This window comes from Mycobacterium sp. NPDC050441, assembly GCF_040655355.1.
GTDB lineage: Bacteria > Actinomycetota > Actinomycetes > Mycobacteriales > Mycobacteriaceae > Mycobacterium.
The window spans coordinates 32,801-47,545 of sequence record NZ_JBFAJS010000011.1; the positions used below are offsets into that span (position 1 = coordinate 32,801).

The 14,745-nt window shown below is 66.8% G+C and carries 19 protein-coding genes; 8 read left to right on the forward strand and 11 right to left on the reverse strand.

Going from position 1 to position 14,745, the window contains the following annotated elements; translation table 11 throughout:
• The first annotated feature begins 28 nt into the window (after nucleotides 1–28).
• Both AB0I14_RS27385 and AB0I14_RS27390 read left to right on the forward strand, forming a co-directional pair.
• Nucleotides 29–670, forward strand: coding sequence for a GntR family transcriptional regulator (locus tag AB0I14_RS27385; RefSeq protein ID WP_358028592.1), 642 nt, complete (start codon nucleotides 29–31; stop codon nucleotides 668–670).
• Between the two features lie 197 nt (nucleotides 671–867).
• On the forward strand, nucleotides 868–1,212 hold the full coding sequence (locus AB0I14_RS27390) for a hypothetical protein (protein WP_358028595.1): 345 nt from the start codon (nucleotides 868–870) through the stop codon (nucleotides 1,210–1,212).
• Between the two features lie 61 nt (nucleotides 1,213–1,273).
• Here the strand turns inward: AB0I14_RS27390 and AB0I14_RS27395 are convergent, their stop codons facing one another.
• The 6 genes from AB0I14_RS27395 to AB0I14_RS27420 form a co-directional block, all read right to left on the reverse strand.
• Nucleotides 1,274–2,017, reverse strand: a complete 744-nt coding sequence (locus AB0I14_RS27395; RefSeq protein ID WP_358028598.1) for an ABC transporter ATP-binding protein — start codon at nucleotides 2,015–2,017, stop codon at nucleotides 1,274–1,276.
• Nucleotides 1,993–2,874: an ABC transporter permease gene (locus AB0I14_RS27400; RefSeq protein WP_358028600.1), complete on the reverse strand. Its 882-nt coding sequence runs from the start codon at nucleotides 2,872–2,874 to the stop codon at nucleotides 1,993–1,995. Before AB0I14_RS27400 ends, AB0I14_RS27395 begins: the two co-directional genes overlap by 25 nt.
• On the reverse strand, nucleotides 2,871–3,929 hold the full coding sequence (locus tag AB0I14_RS27405; protein ID WP_358028603.1) for an ABC transporter substrate-binding protein: 1,059 nt from the start codon (nucleotides 3,927–3,929) through the stop codon (nucleotides 2,871–2,873). Before AB0I14_RS27405 ends, AB0I14_RS27400 begins: the two co-directional genes overlap by 4 nt.
• A 13-nt stretch (nucleotides 3,930–3,942) precedes the next feature.
• Nucleotides 3,943–5,298 carry an LLM class flavin-dependent oxidoreductase gene (locus tag AB0I14_RS27410; protein WP_358028605.1) on the reverse strand — a complete coding sequence of 452 codons (1,356 nt, stop codon included), beginning with the start codon at nucleotides 5,296–5,298 and terminating at the stop codon, nucleotides 3,943–3,945.
• A 188-nt stretch (nucleotides 5,299–5,486) separates the two neighbouring features.
• Nucleotides 5,487–5,858, reverse strand: coding sequence for a hypothetical protein (locus AB0I14_RS27415; protein WP_358028607.1), 372 nt, complete (start codon nucleotides 5,856–5,858; stop codon nucleotides 5,487–5,489).
• A 389-nt stretch (nucleotides 5,859–6,247) separates the two neighbouring features.
• Nucleotides 6,248–7,129, reverse strand: a complete 882-nt coding sequence (locus tag AB0I14_RS27420) for an LLM class flavin-dependent oxidoreductase (protein WP_358029017.1) — start codon at nucleotides 7,127–7,129, stop codon at nucleotides 6,248–6,250.
• Between the two features lie 51 nt (nucleotides 7,130–7,180).
• Between AB0I14_RS27420 and AB0I14_RS27425 the strand changes: the two genes are divergently transcribed.
• Nucleotides 7,181–7,594, forward strand: coding sequence for a VOC family protein (locus tag AB0I14_RS27425; RefSeq protein ID WP_358028610.1), 414 nt, complete (start codon nucleotides 7,181–7,183; stop codon nucleotides 7,592–7,594).
• 3 nt (nucleotides 7,595–7,597) lie between these two features.
• Here the strand turns inward: AB0I14_RS27425 and AB0I14_RS27430 are convergent, their stop codons facing one another.
• The gene (locus tag AB0I14_RS27430) at nucleotides 7,598–8,023 is read right to left on the reverse strand and encodes a DoxX family protein (protein ID WP_358028613.1); all 426 of its coding nucleotides are present in this window, start codon (nucleotides 8,021–8,023) and stop codon (nucleotides 7,598–7,600) included.
• Between the two features lie 159 nt (nucleotides 8,024–8,182).
• Between AB0I14_RS27430 and AB0I14_RS27435 the strand changes: the two genes are divergently transcribed.
• From AB0I14_RS27435 to AB0I14_RS27445, 3 genes are read left to right on the forward strand one after another with little or no spacing between them, the layout of a single operon-like run.
• Nucleotides 8,183–9,484 carry a sensor histidine kinase gene (locus AB0I14_RS27435; protein WP_358028615.1) on the forward strand — a complete coding sequence of 434 codons (1,302 nt, stop codon included), beginning with the start codon at nucleotides 8,183–8,185 and terminating at the stop codon, nucleotides 9,482–9,484.
• On the forward strand, nucleotides 9,472–10,116 hold the full coding sequence (locus AB0I14_RS27440; RefSeq protein WP_358028617.1) for a response regulator transcription factor: 645 nt from the start codon (nucleotides 9,472–9,474) through the stop codon (nucleotides 10,114–10,116). Before AB0I14_RS27435 ends, AB0I14_RS27440 begins: the two co-directional genes overlap by 13 nt.
• Before the next feature lie 32 nt (nucleotides 10,117–10,148).
• Nucleotides 10,149–11,033, forward strand: coding sequence for a hypothetical protein (locus AB0I14_RS27445; protein ID WP_358028620.1), 885 nt, complete (start codon nucleotides 10,149–10,151; stop codon nucleotides 11,031–11,033).
• On the opposite strand, the gene AB0I14_RS27450 is transcribed toward AB0I14_RS27445, so the two are convergent.
• Together AB0I14_RS27450 and AB0I14_RS27455 are read right to left on the reverse strand one after the other, a co-directional pair.
• Nucleotides 11,030–12,055, reverse strand: coding sequence for a nitronate monooxygenase (locus AB0I14_RS27450; protein WP_358028622.1), 1,026 nt, complete (start codon nucleotides 12,053–12,055; stop codon nucleotides 11,030–11,032). The genes AB0I14_RS27445 and AB0I14_RS27450 overlap by 4 nt on opposite strands.
• Entirely contained in the window at nucleotides 12,055–12,579 is a 525-nt protein-coding gene (locus AB0I14_RS27455; RefSeq protein ID WP_358028624.1) for a GNAT family N-acetyltransferase, read from the reverse strand. The genes AB0I14_RS27450 and AB0I14_RS27455 overlap by 1 nt, the downstream gene beginning before the upstream one ends.
• A gap of 55 nt (nucleotides 12,580–12,634) precedes the next feature.
• Between AB0I14_RS27455 and AB0I14_RS27460 the strand changes: the two genes are divergently transcribed.
• Nucleotides 12,635–13,018, forward strand: coding sequence for a VOC family protein (locus tag AB0I14_RS27460; RefSeq protein WP_358028626.1), 384 nt, complete (start codon nucleotides 12,635–12,637; stop codon nucleotides 13,016–13,018).
• 6 nt (nucleotides 13,019–13,024) lie between these two features.
• Here AB0I14_RS27460 and AB0I14_RS27465 read toward each other — a convergent pair whose 3' ends face one another.
• Both AB0I14_RS27465 and AB0I14_RS27470 read right to left on the reverse strand, forming a co-directional pair.
• Nucleotides 13,025–13,495 (reverse strand): RrF2 family transcriptional regulator, encoded by a 471-nt coding sequence (locus AB0I14_RS27465; protein WP_358028629.1) that lies wholly within the window; start codon nucleotides 13,493–13,495, stop codon nucleotides 13,025–13,027.
• Nucleotides 13,496–13,578: 83 nt separating this feature from the next.
• Nucleotides 13,579–14,175 (reverse strand): cysteine hydrolase family protein, encoded by a 597-nt coding sequence (locus AB0I14_RS27470; RefSeq protein WP_358028631.1) that lies wholly within the window; start codon nucleotides 14,173–14,175, stop codon nucleotides 13,579–13,581.
• Nucleotides 14,176–14,218: 43 nt separating this feature from the next.
• Between AB0I14_RS27470 and AB0I14_RS27475 the strand changes: the two genes are divergently transcribed.
• Nucleotides 14,219–14,692, forward strand: coding sequence for a hypothetical protein (locus tag AB0I14_RS27475; RefSeq protein ID WP_358028633.1), 474 nt, complete (start codon nucleotides 14,219–14,221; stop codon nucleotides 14,690–14,692).
• Nucleotides 14,693–14,745 lie beyond the last annotated feature (53 nt).

The window sequence follows — 14,745 nt, forward strand, 5'->3', positions numbered from 1 at the left end:
GAATGGGAACTCGAAAAGACACGCGCCCATGCGGTTGTCCGACGTCGTCGCGGCCCACGTTCGCGAGCTCATCGTTTCGGGGCAACTGCATTCCGGCGAATTCATCCGCCCGGAGGCGGTCGCCGACGAACTCGGAGTCAGCGCCACGCCGGCGCGCGAAGGTCTGCTCCAACTACAGACCGAGGGCTTCCTGTCCGTCGAGCCTCGGCGCGGCTTCATGGTGACCGCCTTGTCCAGCGAGGACATCCGCGACATCTACGACGCCCAGGCGCTGCTGGGCGGCGAGCTCGCGGCCCGCGCCGCCGCGACGATCACGCCGGCAACGGTCGACGAACTCGAACGTATCCAGGATGCGCTCGAACGTGCCGCTGCCGCCGGCGATTTCGACGAAGAGGAACGTCTCAACCACCAGTTTCATGCGCTCATCTACCGGTTGAGCGGCTCCCGCAAGATCCGGTGGCTGATCAAGACGACGCTTGCCTATGCGCCCCGCAAGTTCTTCGCCGCGGTGGAAGGGTGGCCCGAGGCCTCGGCCCAGGATCATCGCGCCATCATCGAGCACCTGCGGGCAGGCGATCCCGACCAGGCCCGCGCCGCGATGGCCCGACATGTCCGCAATGCCGGCGCGCTGCTCGCCGAACACTTGGCACAGCACGACGACCCCGCCTGATCGCCACCGCACCGGAGCGGGCGGTGCTGGCAAACGACACTTTGAATCCATCGGTACGCCGATTTCAGCGGTCCTGCCTGGGGCGAACAGAACGTGGAGCTGCCCCCCAAAAAGGCGGACGAAAAGCCTTCAGCAAACTGCCCTGAAGGTATACAGTTGCCCCAACGTTTTGGCAATCCTTCAGGGGGGACACAAGCATGCAGAAGTTCGTCGTAGTGGCGGTGGCCGCCGGTGCCTTGAGCGCCGGACTCGCACTCGCCGCGCCGGCCGCGGCAGCACCGAACTGCTCCGACATCGTCGACCAGATCAACAGCGAGGACGGATACACGCCGACCAGCGGCGAGAAGTGGTCCTGCGCCACCGAGATTCAGGCGAACAAGTGGGCCACCTTCCCGGGCAGCATCACCGGCAAGTGGGGCAGCTTCCCCGCCGGCACCGCCGACAAGTGGGCCAACGCCCCCGCCGATGTCGCCAAGAAGTGGAACGACTTCCCCAAGAACCTGAAGGATAAGTGGACCGGAGGCGGTGACGAAGCGGAGTAATCCTCCGAACACCGCCTCACATCAGTGGTGATCCGTTTACAGCGGGTCACCACTGATCTGTTCAGGGCCCGTTCGTCTCCCCCACTCCGAGCGCGGCGAGCAGGGCCTCGCGATGCGCGACGAACTCCGGATTGCGATATGTGCGGGCCTCCGGCGTCTGGAAGTCCAGATGACGATCGACGACGAACGATCCGCCGTCGAGGACGAGAACCCGGTCGGCCAGCGTCACAGCCTCGTCGACGTCGTGGGTCACCAGCAGCACGCCGGGCTGATACTTCGCGCACAGTTCCTTGAGTAGGTGGTGCATCCGGACCCGGGTGAGGGCGTCGAGCGCCCCGAACGGCTCGTCGGCCAGCAGCAACGCCGGATCGCGCACCAGAGACCGGGCGAGTGCCACGCGTTGCTGCTCACCGCCGGACAGTTCGTACGGCCAGGCCTGCTCGCGTCCGGCCAGTCCGACATCGGCGAGCACCGCGCTCGCCCGTTGTCTGACCTCGCGGCCAGACAGACCGAGGGCGACATTGTCGAGCACCCGCGACCAGGGCAGCAACCGCGAATCCTGGAACACCACCGACACATCGCGCGCGACGAACAGGTCCCCCGCCCCCACCACGCCGTGGTCGAGTCCGGCCAATGCGCGCAGCAGCGTGCTCTTACCGGAGCCGCTGCGTCCCAGCAGGGCCACGAATTCGCCCTTGCGGATGGTGAGATCGACTGCATCGAGAATCGTTGTGCCACCGAATGATCGACTGAGCTGCCGGACGACGGCCACCTCGTCGGTCAGGTTCCCAGTGCGCGCCGCCACGACAATGCTCTCCTCTCGACGGCCCGGACCGCATAGTCCCCGGTGAGCCCGAACACCGCGTAGACGAGTAGGCCGACCACCACGACGTCCAGTTGCCCGTACAGCCGCGCCTGGGTCATCAGATAGCCGATGCCGCTGGTGGCATTGACCTGCTCGACGACCACCAACGCGGTCCACGAGATGGTGACCGCGAGCCGCAGACCGGTGAAGAACCCGGGCAGGGCACCCGGTATCGCGACCTTGCGGATGAACTGACTGCGCGACAGCCCAACGGTTTCAGCCAGTTCGACGTGCCGCAGGTCGACGCCCTTGAGCTGCGCGGTGGTGTTGATGTACACGGGGATCAGCACGCTGGTGGCGATGATGCTGATCTTCATGGTGTCGCCGATGCCGAACCAGATGATCGCCAGCGGAATGATGGCCAGCGTCGGCACCGCCCGCTTGACCTGGATCGGCCCGTCGACGATGGCCTCGCCGATGCGGCTCAGCCCGGAGATCAACGCGAGTGCCAGGCCCAGTGTCACCCCGATGACCAGCGAAACCGACGCCAGCTTGAGTGAGGCGAGGATGTTCGTCGGCAACCGGCCGTCCGACCACATCCCACCGGCGGTGCGCAGGATATCCAGCGGCGGCGGCAGAGTGCGCGGATCGAGGATGCCGAGCTGCGAGGTGACGATCCAGATCGCCAGCAGCAGAAGCGGTCCGATCGCCAGCGACGCGGGGATGGCCCGGCCCGGCCCCAACCGTCGCCGCCGCTGTGCCCCCGATCGATGTTCCAGGTGCGTATAGTCCTGGCGTTCAACAGGATTCGACGCTGGTCTCACCGCCGAAGCGGGGACCACCTGGACGGTGGTCACTGCTTACCCGTCGACGTCGCGTTGAGATCGGCGAACCGGGAATCGAACTCGTCCTTGGCGTGCAACTGTTTCCCGGAGAACGCGCCCGCCTGCTGCAGCAGGTCGATGGTCTCCTGCTGGGTGTTGATCAGCTCATCGGTGAATCCCGGCACTGACGACTTTCCGTCGGCCGCCGCGATCGCCTTGGCGTCCTCGGGGCTGACCTTCTGATCCTTGATCAGGTACTCGTCGATCCAGGTCTGCTTGTTGTCGTTGAGCCACTGCTCGGCGCGGTACCACGCGATGACGAACTCGCGGATCGCCGCGGCGCGGGCCGGATCGGACAGTGCTTCCTGACTGGCGTAGACGTAGTACAGACCCGGGTAGGCACCTGGGGCATTCGGGATCTCGATGCTCCCCTCCCCCTTCGTGGAGGCGAGATACCGTACCCGGTCCGGTTGTTTGAGCACCGCGGCGTTGATCTGCTCGGCACGCAGGCCGTCGGCGAACTCGGCCAATCCCAGATTCACCGGTTGCACGTCCTTGATACTCAGGCCCACGGACTTGAGATTGCGCAGCACAACCGCCTGTTGTGCGGTGCCTTCGTTGATGGCGATCTTCTTGCCGGCCAGGTCTTTGAGCGTCGCGATGCCCGAGCCCGGCGAGGTTGCCAGCACCAATCCGTTCCCGTCGTATTTCACCGCACCGACGATCGGTACCCCGGCGTCCGAATACTGCGCGAGGATGGGCGGCACATCGCCGACCCGGCCCAATTGCGCGTTGCCGGAACGGATTGCCTCCAGGCGTAGCGGTCCGCTGCTGAAGTTGGCGTAGCTCACGTCGGCGCTGAGCCGGTCCTGCTCACCGGAGAGCGCGAACAAGGTCTTGAGCCGGTTCGCGTCATCGGCCACCACCAGGCTGGTCCCCTTCGGGACCGCCACGGGAATCGGCGCGTCGGCCGACAGGCCGCCGGCACCCGACGCGCCTGACCCCGACGATTGGCAGGCACTGACCATGCCCGCCACCAGGCCGGCGGCCAGGAGCACCCCGGCCAAGCGGGTCAACGGATTACGCATGTCAGGTCCCCTGTCAGCTCGCTGCCGACACGGCAGCGTCCGTGTCGGCACTGAATCGATTGGCCGGCCGGTCCAGGCCGAGATGGTCACGAAGCGTGGTGCCGGTGTATTCCTCGCGGAAGATCTTGCGGCGCTGAAGCTCTGGGACGACATGGTCGACGAAATCGGTCAGCGACGACGGCAGCGCCGGCGGGATGAGGTTGAACCCGTCGGCGGCACCAGTGGTGAACCATTCTTCGATGGTGTCGGCAACCTGTTCGGGAGTGCCTGCGATCAACCGGTGCCCGCGGCCGGTGCTGAGCCGTAGCAGCAACTCACGGACAGTGAGGTTCTCGGTTTCCACCAATCTCTTGACCAGGGCGAGCCGACTCTTGATGAACGTGTCACGAGGGTCCTCGGGCGGGAAGCTCAGTTTCCGGTCGAGATCGTCCTTGGTCACCGCGAATCCGACGATGGCGCTCAGTTGATCCAGCCCGTAATCGGGCACGGTGAGGTCCTCGAGTTCGCGCTGACGCTGGTGCGCCTCGGCCTCGGTGCCGCCGATGATCGCCGACAGTCCGGGCAGGACGTGCACCTGGTCGGGGTTGCGACCGTGACGGCGGACGCGCGCCTTGACGTCGCGGTAGAAGTCGCGGGCCTCCTCCAGCGCGGGCTGTGCGGTGAAGATGGCCTCGGCGTACCTGGCGGCGAGATCCTTACCGGGCTCGGATGATCCGGCCTGGAACAGCACCGGATGCCCCTGCGGAGAGCGCGGCACTTCCAGCGGCCCGGCCACGTCGAAGTACGGCCCGGAATGGTTGATGGCATGGATCTTGGCCGGATCCACAAAGCGCGGTGCCACCTTGTCGCCGACGATGGCGTCGTCTTCCCAGCTGTTCCACAACTTCAACGCAACCTGGAGAAACTCATCGGCACGCCGGTAACGCTCCGCGGGGTCCGGGTGACTCGGCACGCCGAAGTTGGCCGCGGCCGACGCGTTGGCCGTCGTCACGACGTTCCAGCCGGCTCGGCCCCGGCTCACGTGGTCCAGAGTGGCAAATCGCCGCGCCAGTCCATACGGGTCGTTGTAGGTGGTGGATGCCGTCGCGATCAGCCCGACGCTCGTGGTGGCCCCGGCCAGTGCGGCGACCAGGGTGACCGGGTCCAGGGCGTCGAACGGGCGAAACTCGGTCTGGTCCTTGAGCACTGGATGGTCGGCAAAGAAAATTGCGTCGAGCTTTCCGCGCTCGGCGATACGGGCCAGTTCGATGTAGTGGGCGATGTCGGTGATGCCCGCCAGATCGGTTTCGGGAAGGCGCCACGCTGCTTCGTGCTGCCCGATATTGCGCAGGAATGCGTTGAGGTGCAACTGCCGTGCGGGCGCAGTCATGGCGACGAGCTCCTTTGGTCTTCTGAACCGGGCTTCGTCTATTTCAGGGGGCGGGCTGCGCTGCGAGAACAGTTAGGATCAGCGAAATTTCAGCTAACCCCAGAATGCACACGAGCGTGCGGCTGCCTGCCGCGGATCTGGCAGGAGCGCGCACGCTCGACGAGAAAGTTGGTGCTGCCGGCCGGGGATCAGCCCAGGCCGGTCCACTTCTTCAGGACCTTGCCCGGGAAGCCTCCCCACTTCTCGGCGGTCTTGCCGGGGAAGGTCGCCCACTTCTCGGCCGTCCGACCCGGGAAACCGCCCCACTTCTCGGCTGTCTCGCCGGGGAACTTCGTCCATTTGTCGACGATGGGGCTCTCCGGCAGGTCGACCCCGCCGGTGAGCGCGCTCTTGGCGGCGCCCGTGACGGCGTCGGTGACGGACGAGGACACGCGATCGCACGGCGAGCACCCGACGGTGCTGTTGCCCTTGGAATCGGCCGAGGCCGGCGCGGACAGCGCCACGGCGGCGCCGACGGCCCCCGCCGCCAGCGTCGTGGCGATCAAGCTCTTCTGGATCATGAGTTCCCCAACTGTCGTATCCACCGTCTGACGACGACGCCGATTCATACGCTAGTCCCAGAATCCTGCGGGTGCCGATCTCTGACGCGCCCTTGGCATCGTTTGCTGTAGCTGGCCTCACGTCGATCAGACGGTGGCCGTCCCCGACCACGCCCCGGGCTCACGGCACCCCGCCCGAACAACCGGTAACAGCCAGGTGAACAACCGTGCGCCCGCGCGCTTTTATACCTGGTGAGCAGGCGTTCTGCAGGACATCCTGACAGCTGCCACGAGGCCGTTCCGAGCGCGACAACGCCGGGCTCCTTGTTGTCGAACAGAGATCCAGGCTACGCCGACGCCTATTCCATGATCTTGATCACGTTTTGCTGGAATAGCCCGGTCGGCAGACTTCAGGCGAAGGCTTTGGCCACCTCGGCCACCCGGCGCAGCTGGTCGATATCGGAGCTGGTCGGGATCAGGTGCACCTCGTCGGTGCCGATGTCCTCGAACTTGCCGAGCACCTCGATCAGTTGCTCTTCGGTACCGGCCCAGCCCGTCATGGGAGCCATGGCGTCGACGTATTCGGCCGGGATCCAGTTCATGTACCGAAGCAGGTGCCGGTGTACCTGGGCGCGGGCCTCCTCGGGCTTACCGAGCGCGAACCAGAACGAGGTGGCCAGGTGCGGCTTGGGCTTGCCGGCCTCGGCCCACGCGGTGCGGGCGACGTCGAACAACTCGGCCTGGCGGGCCAGATCCAGATCGAGAGTCGTGCCGGCGACCCCGTCGGCCCAGGCCGCGGCATCCCGGATGGTCTTGGGCCCGATGCTGCCGATCTGCAGGGGCGGCCCGCCGCTCTGAACCGGCGGCGGCCCGACCGGAAGCACCGATTCGGTCACCTTCTCCCCGGCCCACACCCGTTTCATCACCGCGACGCGCTCGGCCATTCCCCGCCGCGTCTGGGACGCCGGGTCAGCGCCGACCGCGTGGTAGTCCTCGTGGCGGCCGCCGACACCTATGCCCACGGTCAACCGCCCGCCGCTGAGCAGATCTCCGGTGGCCAGTCCCTTGGCCAGCATCACCGGATCGTGCAGCTGCGGCACCATCACCGTGGTGACCAGCCGCACCCGGTCGGTCCAGGCCGCCAGCGCGCCCAGCAGGGTCAGGCTGTCCGGATTGTCGAAGGCGATGCGTTCACCCCAGCACAGCGACGAGAACGGACCCCCGTCGATGACGTGCGCCCAGGACCGCAGCGTCGTCGCATCCAATTGAGGTTCCATGACCGGCATCGTCATTCCCACACGCACGCTCGGATTCTGTCACGCCTGGGTGGCAGCATGAACCCCATGGCCATCACCACGTCCTCGGTCGCGCATGTGCGGCTCACGGTCACCGATGTCGAACGGTCCCGGCAGTTCTACGAGAGCGTTTTCGGCTGGCCGGTTCTCATCGAGCTGCCGCAGGACGCCGACGTCGCCACCCGCACCCGGCTGAGTTTCCTGTCCGGCGGGGTCATCTACGACGCCGGGGCAACATTGATCGGCCTGCGCCCGGTCGGCCGGGATGCCTTCGACGAGAACCGAACCGGGCTGGACCACTTGGCCTTCCGGCTCAGAAGCCTCGCGGAACTGAACGATGCCGCGCTCCACCTCGATGATCTGGGTATCGCGCATGAACCCGTGAAGGACATCGGCCCCTCCTACATCCTGGAGTTCCGCGACCCGGACAACATCGCGCTGGAACTCACCGCGCCGAAGTAGGTTTCAGCGCCGCAGCCCGGCGACCCTGAGCAATTCGGGGCGTCGGAGCACCATTCCGATCCACATCAGCACGCCGAGGTAGACCGCGAACAGGGTGTGACTGAACAGCGGGGCTTCGATGCGCATGTTCGCGGTGACCGCTCCGCCGAGGTAGGCCGTGATGCCCACCGCGCCGAGCACGGCCGTGCGCGGGACGACGTAGACAATCACGCACGCCGCCAGGACGATCCCCATCACCAGGGCCTGCCCACTGGGAAAACCGAGGGTGGCAGTTCCGTCCTTGACCTGCTGAGGAAGGGTGAACTTGCCGAACACATCAAATACGAGAAAGGCGCCGACGAGCACGCTGATCCCTATTCCGATCTTGTGGCTCAGCGATTTGCCGTCGCGGCCTTGGGCATGGGTGTCGGGTGTGGACAGGACGGCCATGGGTTGCTCCTAGGGGTGTCGAAAAGGTGACAGCGGGTAGACCGGTCCGCCAGGCGAAACTCATCGCCGAAGGGTGGGGGTGGTTATCCCCCAGCCGGCTCTGGGGAAAACGCTGTGTCGCCACGCCGCACAACTTCGTAGGTTGAAGGCATGGTCGTAATGAGCGAAACCGCCCAGCCCGCACCTCCCCAGCCGGCTTCCGAGTCCGTGTGGAAATCACGCAACATCGGCGTCGTGCCGACCGCGTCGATGATCACCGGTGCCGCCGTCGCGCTCGTGTGGTTCTGGATTCCGTTGTCCATCATGGTCATCGGGGCCTCATCGATTCCGTCGGTGATCGGATTCCTGCTCGCCTGGGTGGTGTTTGTCTACCTGATGCGCGGCGTGGAGTGGTTCGAGCGGACCCGCAGTGAGGCCGTGTTCGGTTTCGGAATCGGCACCCCGCCCCGCCGACTGTCACCGCATACGGGCTTCCAGGGCTGGGCACATCAGCTGTGGCTGGACGTCAGCAGTACCCGCTTCTGGAAAGGCGTCTGCCACCACTACCTGCGGATGATCTACGACATGCTGGCCACCGGCCTCGCATTCGCCTTGCTGACGTTCGCCTTCCTGGGCCCGGCCGCGGCCGTCGCCATCCGCCACAGCGACAACGACGCCGGTCTGATATTCCTCTCCCCACCGATCGCCTGGCTGCTGGCGATCGTCGCCGTCATCGCCGCGGTAGCCATCCTGATACTCGCCCCGGCCGTGGACGCCGCGATCGACCGATGGCTCCTGTCGCCGTCCCCCACCGCGGCCCTGGAATATCAGGTGAGTGCGTTGGCCGATGCCCGGCAGGGCGCCGTGTCCTCGGCCCAGACCGAACGCCACCGCATCGAGCGGGACCTGCACGACAGTGTGCAGCCCCGCCTGGTGTCCCTGGCGATGACGATCGGCCTGGCGCAGACAAAGCTGGATTCGGACCCGCCCACCGCCAAGGTGCTGATCGCCGAGGCTCACGACGACGCCAAGGCCGCACTCGTCGAACTGCGCAACGTGGTCCGCGGCATCGCGCCGACGATCCTGTCGGATCGAGGCCTCGACGCGGCGCTGTCCTCGGTGGTGCAGCGCACCGAAACCTCTGGGGTACCAACCACATTGCACATCGAACTGCCCCACAGGCTGCCCGATGAAGTGGAATCGGTTGCCTACTTCGTGGTCGCCGAGGCGTTGACCAACATCGCCAAGCACGCCAACGCCTCCCAGGCGGTGGTCACCGTGCGCCTGGATGACACCGCCAACGTGCTGCACGTCTCGGTGTTCGACGACGGTCAGGGCGGTGCCGTCGTCGACGCCGGCGAGAATGCCACCGGCCTGCGCGGACTCGATGAACGGGTACGTGCCGCCGGCGGATCCTTCGGGGTGTCCAGTCCCAGCACGGGTCCGACGATCGTTACGGCGGTGCTGCCATGCGCATCGTGATCGCCGAGGACTCGGCGCTGCTGCGGGCCGGTATCGAGCGGATCCTGGCCGACGCCGGGCACGAGGTGGTGGCCGGGGTGCCCGACGCCACCAACCTGCTGCGGCTGGTCAACGAGCATCACCCCGACCTGGCCATTCTTGATGTCCGGATGCCGCCGACGTTCACCGACGAGGGCATCCGGGCCGCAGCCCTGCTGCGCAGCCAGAACCCCGAGTCTCCTGTGCTGGTGCTCTCGCACTACGTCGAGGAGCGTTACGCGGCCGATCTGATCTCCTCGGACACAAGAGGATTCGGCTACTTGTTGAAGGACCGGGTGGCTGACGTGCCGGCATTTCTCGACGCCGTCGAGGTGGTGGGTGGCGGAGGCACGGTGCTCGATCCCGAGGTGGTGTCACAGATCCTGGTTCGTTCGGCCCGGCACAGTGTCCTGGATCAGCTGACCCCTCGCGAACGCGACGTCCTGCAACTCATGGCAGAAGGTAGGACGAACTCGGCCATCGCCGCCGCGCTGCACATCTCCGTCGGCTCGGCCGAGAAACACATCGCCTCGATCTTCACCAAATTCGACCTCGCTCCCGACGAGAGCGAGAACCGCCGCGTGCTCGCGGTGCTGCGTTACCTCGAGACCTAGACCGAATACCCCCACCGGGAAGGACTTTCATCGTGACCACCATCGCCCCTCCGCCACCGGTCAACCCGCCGCCCCAGCTGAACACCGGCGGACGCACCGCCTTCCGTCTCGTCCTGATCGCCGCGGCGACGCTGCTCGTGGTCGGGTCGGTGGCATCGCTGGGTGTCGCGGCCTGGGCCGTGAGCACCGTCCGCGTCGTCACCGATCACGAGGCCCTGCCGGGCACGATGCGATCGTTGGTGATCGACACCGCACGCATCCCCATCGCGATCCGGATCATTGCGGACCGCGAAACCCGGGACGCCGCCGCGGATCTGCGCCTGGTGAACACCACCCACAGCGGCGCGCACCGACTGCAGGTCACCACCGACGGCGACGAGACCCGGATCACGGTAGTGGGCAACCCTTCCCGTGTCCTGGAGTGGGCCCGGGGCGGGGAGATCACGGTCGCCGTACCACCCGAGCAGGCCCGTCGGCTGACCGTGCGCACCGAGCAGGAGATCGGCACCGTGATCGCACAGGCGGATCTGGACCAGTTGATCGCCCGCACCACAGACGGTCCGATCATCCTGCGGGGTGCTGCCCGCCGCGTCGAGGCCCACACCGTGAACGGCGAGATCTTCTCCCGCTCCCCCATCGCGGTCACCGAACAGTTCAACGCCACCACGTCTGACGGTGACATCGCCGTCGACTTCGGCGACGCCGTGCCGCGGCGGGTCGATGCGGTGAGCCGCAACGGTGACGTGACCATCGGATTGCCCGGGCGGGGACCGTATCTGGTGCATGCCCAGTCCGGGTCCTCGACCCAGGTGCGGGTGCCCGAGACGACCGTCCCCGACACGGCGGTCGCCGAGGTCACGGTCCGCTCCGATGACGGTGACGTGGTTGTCGAGGATGTCGGCCTCGGACAGCGCTAGCCGTCCGAGGTCACCCCTGCGATGATCTCGGCCACCGAACCCGAGCGGGCCTGGCGCCACCCGGTGCCCGCCCACACATTGGTGGCCTGCGGATCACCGGCGGCCACCGAGGCCTTACGCACCGGGCTGGTCAGGTAATGGATCTCGGGGTAACCCAGCGGGGCCTGCGCATCGTGATCGACGATGAAGCGGTTCTTCAGACCGCGCGCGTACCGACCGGAAAATGCCCGCGTAACAACGGTTTCGGTGAACTCAGGATTCCGCAGGGCGGCCCGGTGCACGGGGCTGCTGCCGGATTCGTCGGCCAGGAGGAACGCGGTGCCGAGCTGGGCCGCCACCGCACCGGCGGCCAGCACACCCGCAACGTCGTCGGCGCTGATCAACCCGCCGGCAGCCGCCACCGGAACGTCCACGGCCGCCAGCACCTCGGCCAACAGCTGGTCCAGCGGTTGCGGTGCGGGCGCGGCGGCCGGGTCGAAAGTGCCCCGGTGTCCACCCGCTGCGGGCCCCTGTACGGCAAGTGCGTCGACACCGCGGCTCACCGCAAGCCGCGCTTCGTCGGCCGTCGTCACGGTTCCGATGGTGCTGATTCCGGCACCGCGCAACCGGGAGACCTCCGCCTCGCTCGGCAGGCCGAACGTGAACGAGACCGCTTCGGGCCGCAGATCGAGCACCACGTCCAGCTTGGCGGCCCACGCATCGTCGTCGTAGCGCGGGTCACCGAGCGCCACCCCGTAGCGCTGCGCCTCGCCGGCCAGCTCGGCGGCATACACCTGGATTTGTTCGGGAGTGCCCGCACTGAGCTGGGGCGCAAAGAGATTCACCCCGAGTGGCTCACGGGTCAGGCCCCGCGCGGCGGTGATCCGGTCGGCGAGCGCGTCGGCCGTCAGATAACCGGCCGCCAGGAAGCCGAGCCCGCCGGCATTGCTGCCCGCCGCGGCCAGCTCCGGCGTCGAGGGCCCACCGGCCATCGGCGCCACGATCACCGGACGTCGCAGCCCGCGAATATCGAATGTGCCCATCACCGCACCGCCTTTCCGAACAACAACACGTCGTGAGGTTCGTCGCTGATATTGGGAAACATCCCGTAGCGCGCGAGCCTTCCCTCCAGCGACAGACCGCACCGGCGCAGCACGCCGGCCGAGCCGGCATTGTCGACGTGGCAGTACGCGGTCACCCGGTACACCGTGGGATCCCGCTGCAGATCGGTCAGCATCAACGAAACCGCTTCCGACATCAGGCCGCGTCCCCACCACTGCCGGGCCAGGCAGTAACCGAGCTCCACCGAGTACGGCTGCGGGCGTCGCCGCGCACACAGCCCGGCCACCTCGCCGTCGACTTCGATCAACCAGGTGTGCTCGTCACCGACGTTGAACAACGTGGTGATGACGCGGCGCGTCTCGGCGACCCCCGAATGCGGCCGCCAGGACAGATACCGCGTCACCTCGGGGTCGGAGGCGATGCGGGCGAACAGGGCCTCGGCATCCTCGACGACCGGTGGGCGCAGCCGCACCTGTGGCCCGGCCAGGATCTGGGTGTTGGGCATGGCCCCATCCTGCACCGTTGCCGGGGCGGCCCGTCCAGCGGTTTACTGGACTGATATGGCAATCACCTTCAACCACACCATCGTCGCCGCCAAGGATCGGCAGGTCTCCGCCGAGTTCTTCACCGAGTTGTTCGGCCTGCCCGGCCCCCAGGAATTCGGTCCGTTTCTCGCCGTGACGATCAATCACGGAGTCAGCCTCGATTACGCCCAGATGGGTCCTGACGAAGAGATTCGGCCGCAGCACTACGCATTTCTGGTGTCCGAGGACGAGTTCGACTCGATCTACGGCAAGATCCGGGACCGCGGCATGCAGCACTGGGCCGATCCCCATGGTCAGCACCCAGGCGAGATCAACCACAACGACGGCGGCCGCGGCGTCTACTTCCAGGACCCGTCCGGGCATTACCTGGAGATCATCACCCGCCCGTACGGGGGCTGACCGGCTTCAGCGGTGGCCGCGCTCGTGTTCCTGATCGCGGTACGCGTTGGCCAGTGTGTCGACGTGACCGGGCAGCGCGCCGGCCGCCACATCAGCCAGGCTGGTCTCTTCCAGCACCGAACGCATGCTGGCCCGCAGCGCACGCCAGACATCGGTCAGCGCCGCCGTCGGACCGGAGTACGGCAGATCCCCCAGACCGATGTCGCGCACACTGGCCAGCGGTCCGTCGATGCAGCGCAGCACGTCGGCGATGCTGATCTCGTCGGCCGGCCGCGCCAGCTCGTAGCCGCCGTCACGGCCCCGGTGGCTTCGGACCAGGCGATCCGTACGCAGGGCGGTGAGGATGTCGACGAGGAACTGTGCTGGAATGCCCTGCGCCTTGGCCAGGTCATCGGTTTTGACCAGCTCGCCTTCGTCGACCGTGGCGAGTTGCACCATGGCTCGGACGGCATACTCCGCCTTCGCCGACATCCGCATGCTCAGGATTGTGCCAGTTCGGTCATGGCCCGCACGGATGCGGGAAGCGGCGTGCCCGGCACGACGTCCGGCGAATAGCGCATCTAGTCGGGTATCCCGGCCGCATCGGGGACCACGACGGCGAACAGGTCCGACATCGCGGCCAGGCTCGCCGACTGCATGACGGCGGCGGGCACCGGTGCGCTGTCGGGGCCGGCCAGCGTCCGGGTGGCGGTGGCGGCGGCCACCACGGTCGGGGCGTATCCGAGGTTGAAGGCGCCGCGCGCGGTGGAGTTGACGCACATGTGCGTCATGAATCCGGCCAGCACCAGGTTCGACGCGTTGAGCCCTTTCAACCGGTCCTCGAGGTCGGTCTGCACGAACGAGTTGGGGAACTGCTTGACCACCACGGGTTCTCCCTCACGTGGAGCCACCGCTGCGACGATCGCGCCGCTCTCACCCTCGATGTCATACAGCGAACCCGGACCGTCGGAGTGCTGGATGTGAATGACCGGGATACCCGCGCTGCGGGCCCGGTCCAGTAGTTGCGCGGTCTGCTCCAGCGCGGCCTGCACCCCTTCGAGCTCCATGATTCCCTGGGTGTAGGTGTTCTGGCAGTCGATGAGGATCAGGGTGGAATCGGCGAGTCGGGCCGGTGCGGCAGGGAGGCTGGCCAGTTCGCGCAGCGTGGGGCGGCTCATTTCGGTGAGCGTAGTGGCCCGCCACCGCGTTTAGGCTGCATTGGTGGCATCGAAAGACTGGTCGAGGGGCAAGATCACGCTGGTCATGGGCGCCGTCGCACTGCCCATCGCAGTGATCCTGATCGTCACTGCACGGAGCGAGAAAGCCCCGAGCGCAGACTGCCAACGCGTCGATCAGATCGCCCACCACCTCGTCACGGCAGGCGCTCTCCCGGGAGGGGACGGAGTTGCCGACCCGAACATCACCCGAAAAGCAGCTGAGGCGGCCGCCGCGGCCCGCGAGGAAGCCGCTTCGATCGAAGATCCCGATTTGAAGCAGAAAGCGCTGGCATTCGCAGACGCACTGCACCAGTTCAGCCAGGGCAATCCCAGCGCGCCGCCGAACGGGTGGCCCGACAAGAACTACATGGGCGGATACCAGAATTCGTTCAGCACGCTCTACGAGCTGAAGCAGGCCTGTCCGAACGTCGGCACCGACCCGATGCCAGCCGATATGCCGACCATGCCGCCCAGATAAGCGAAATGGTCGAACCCGTGTGCGGGATCGACCATTTCGTTGGTTCCAGGGCG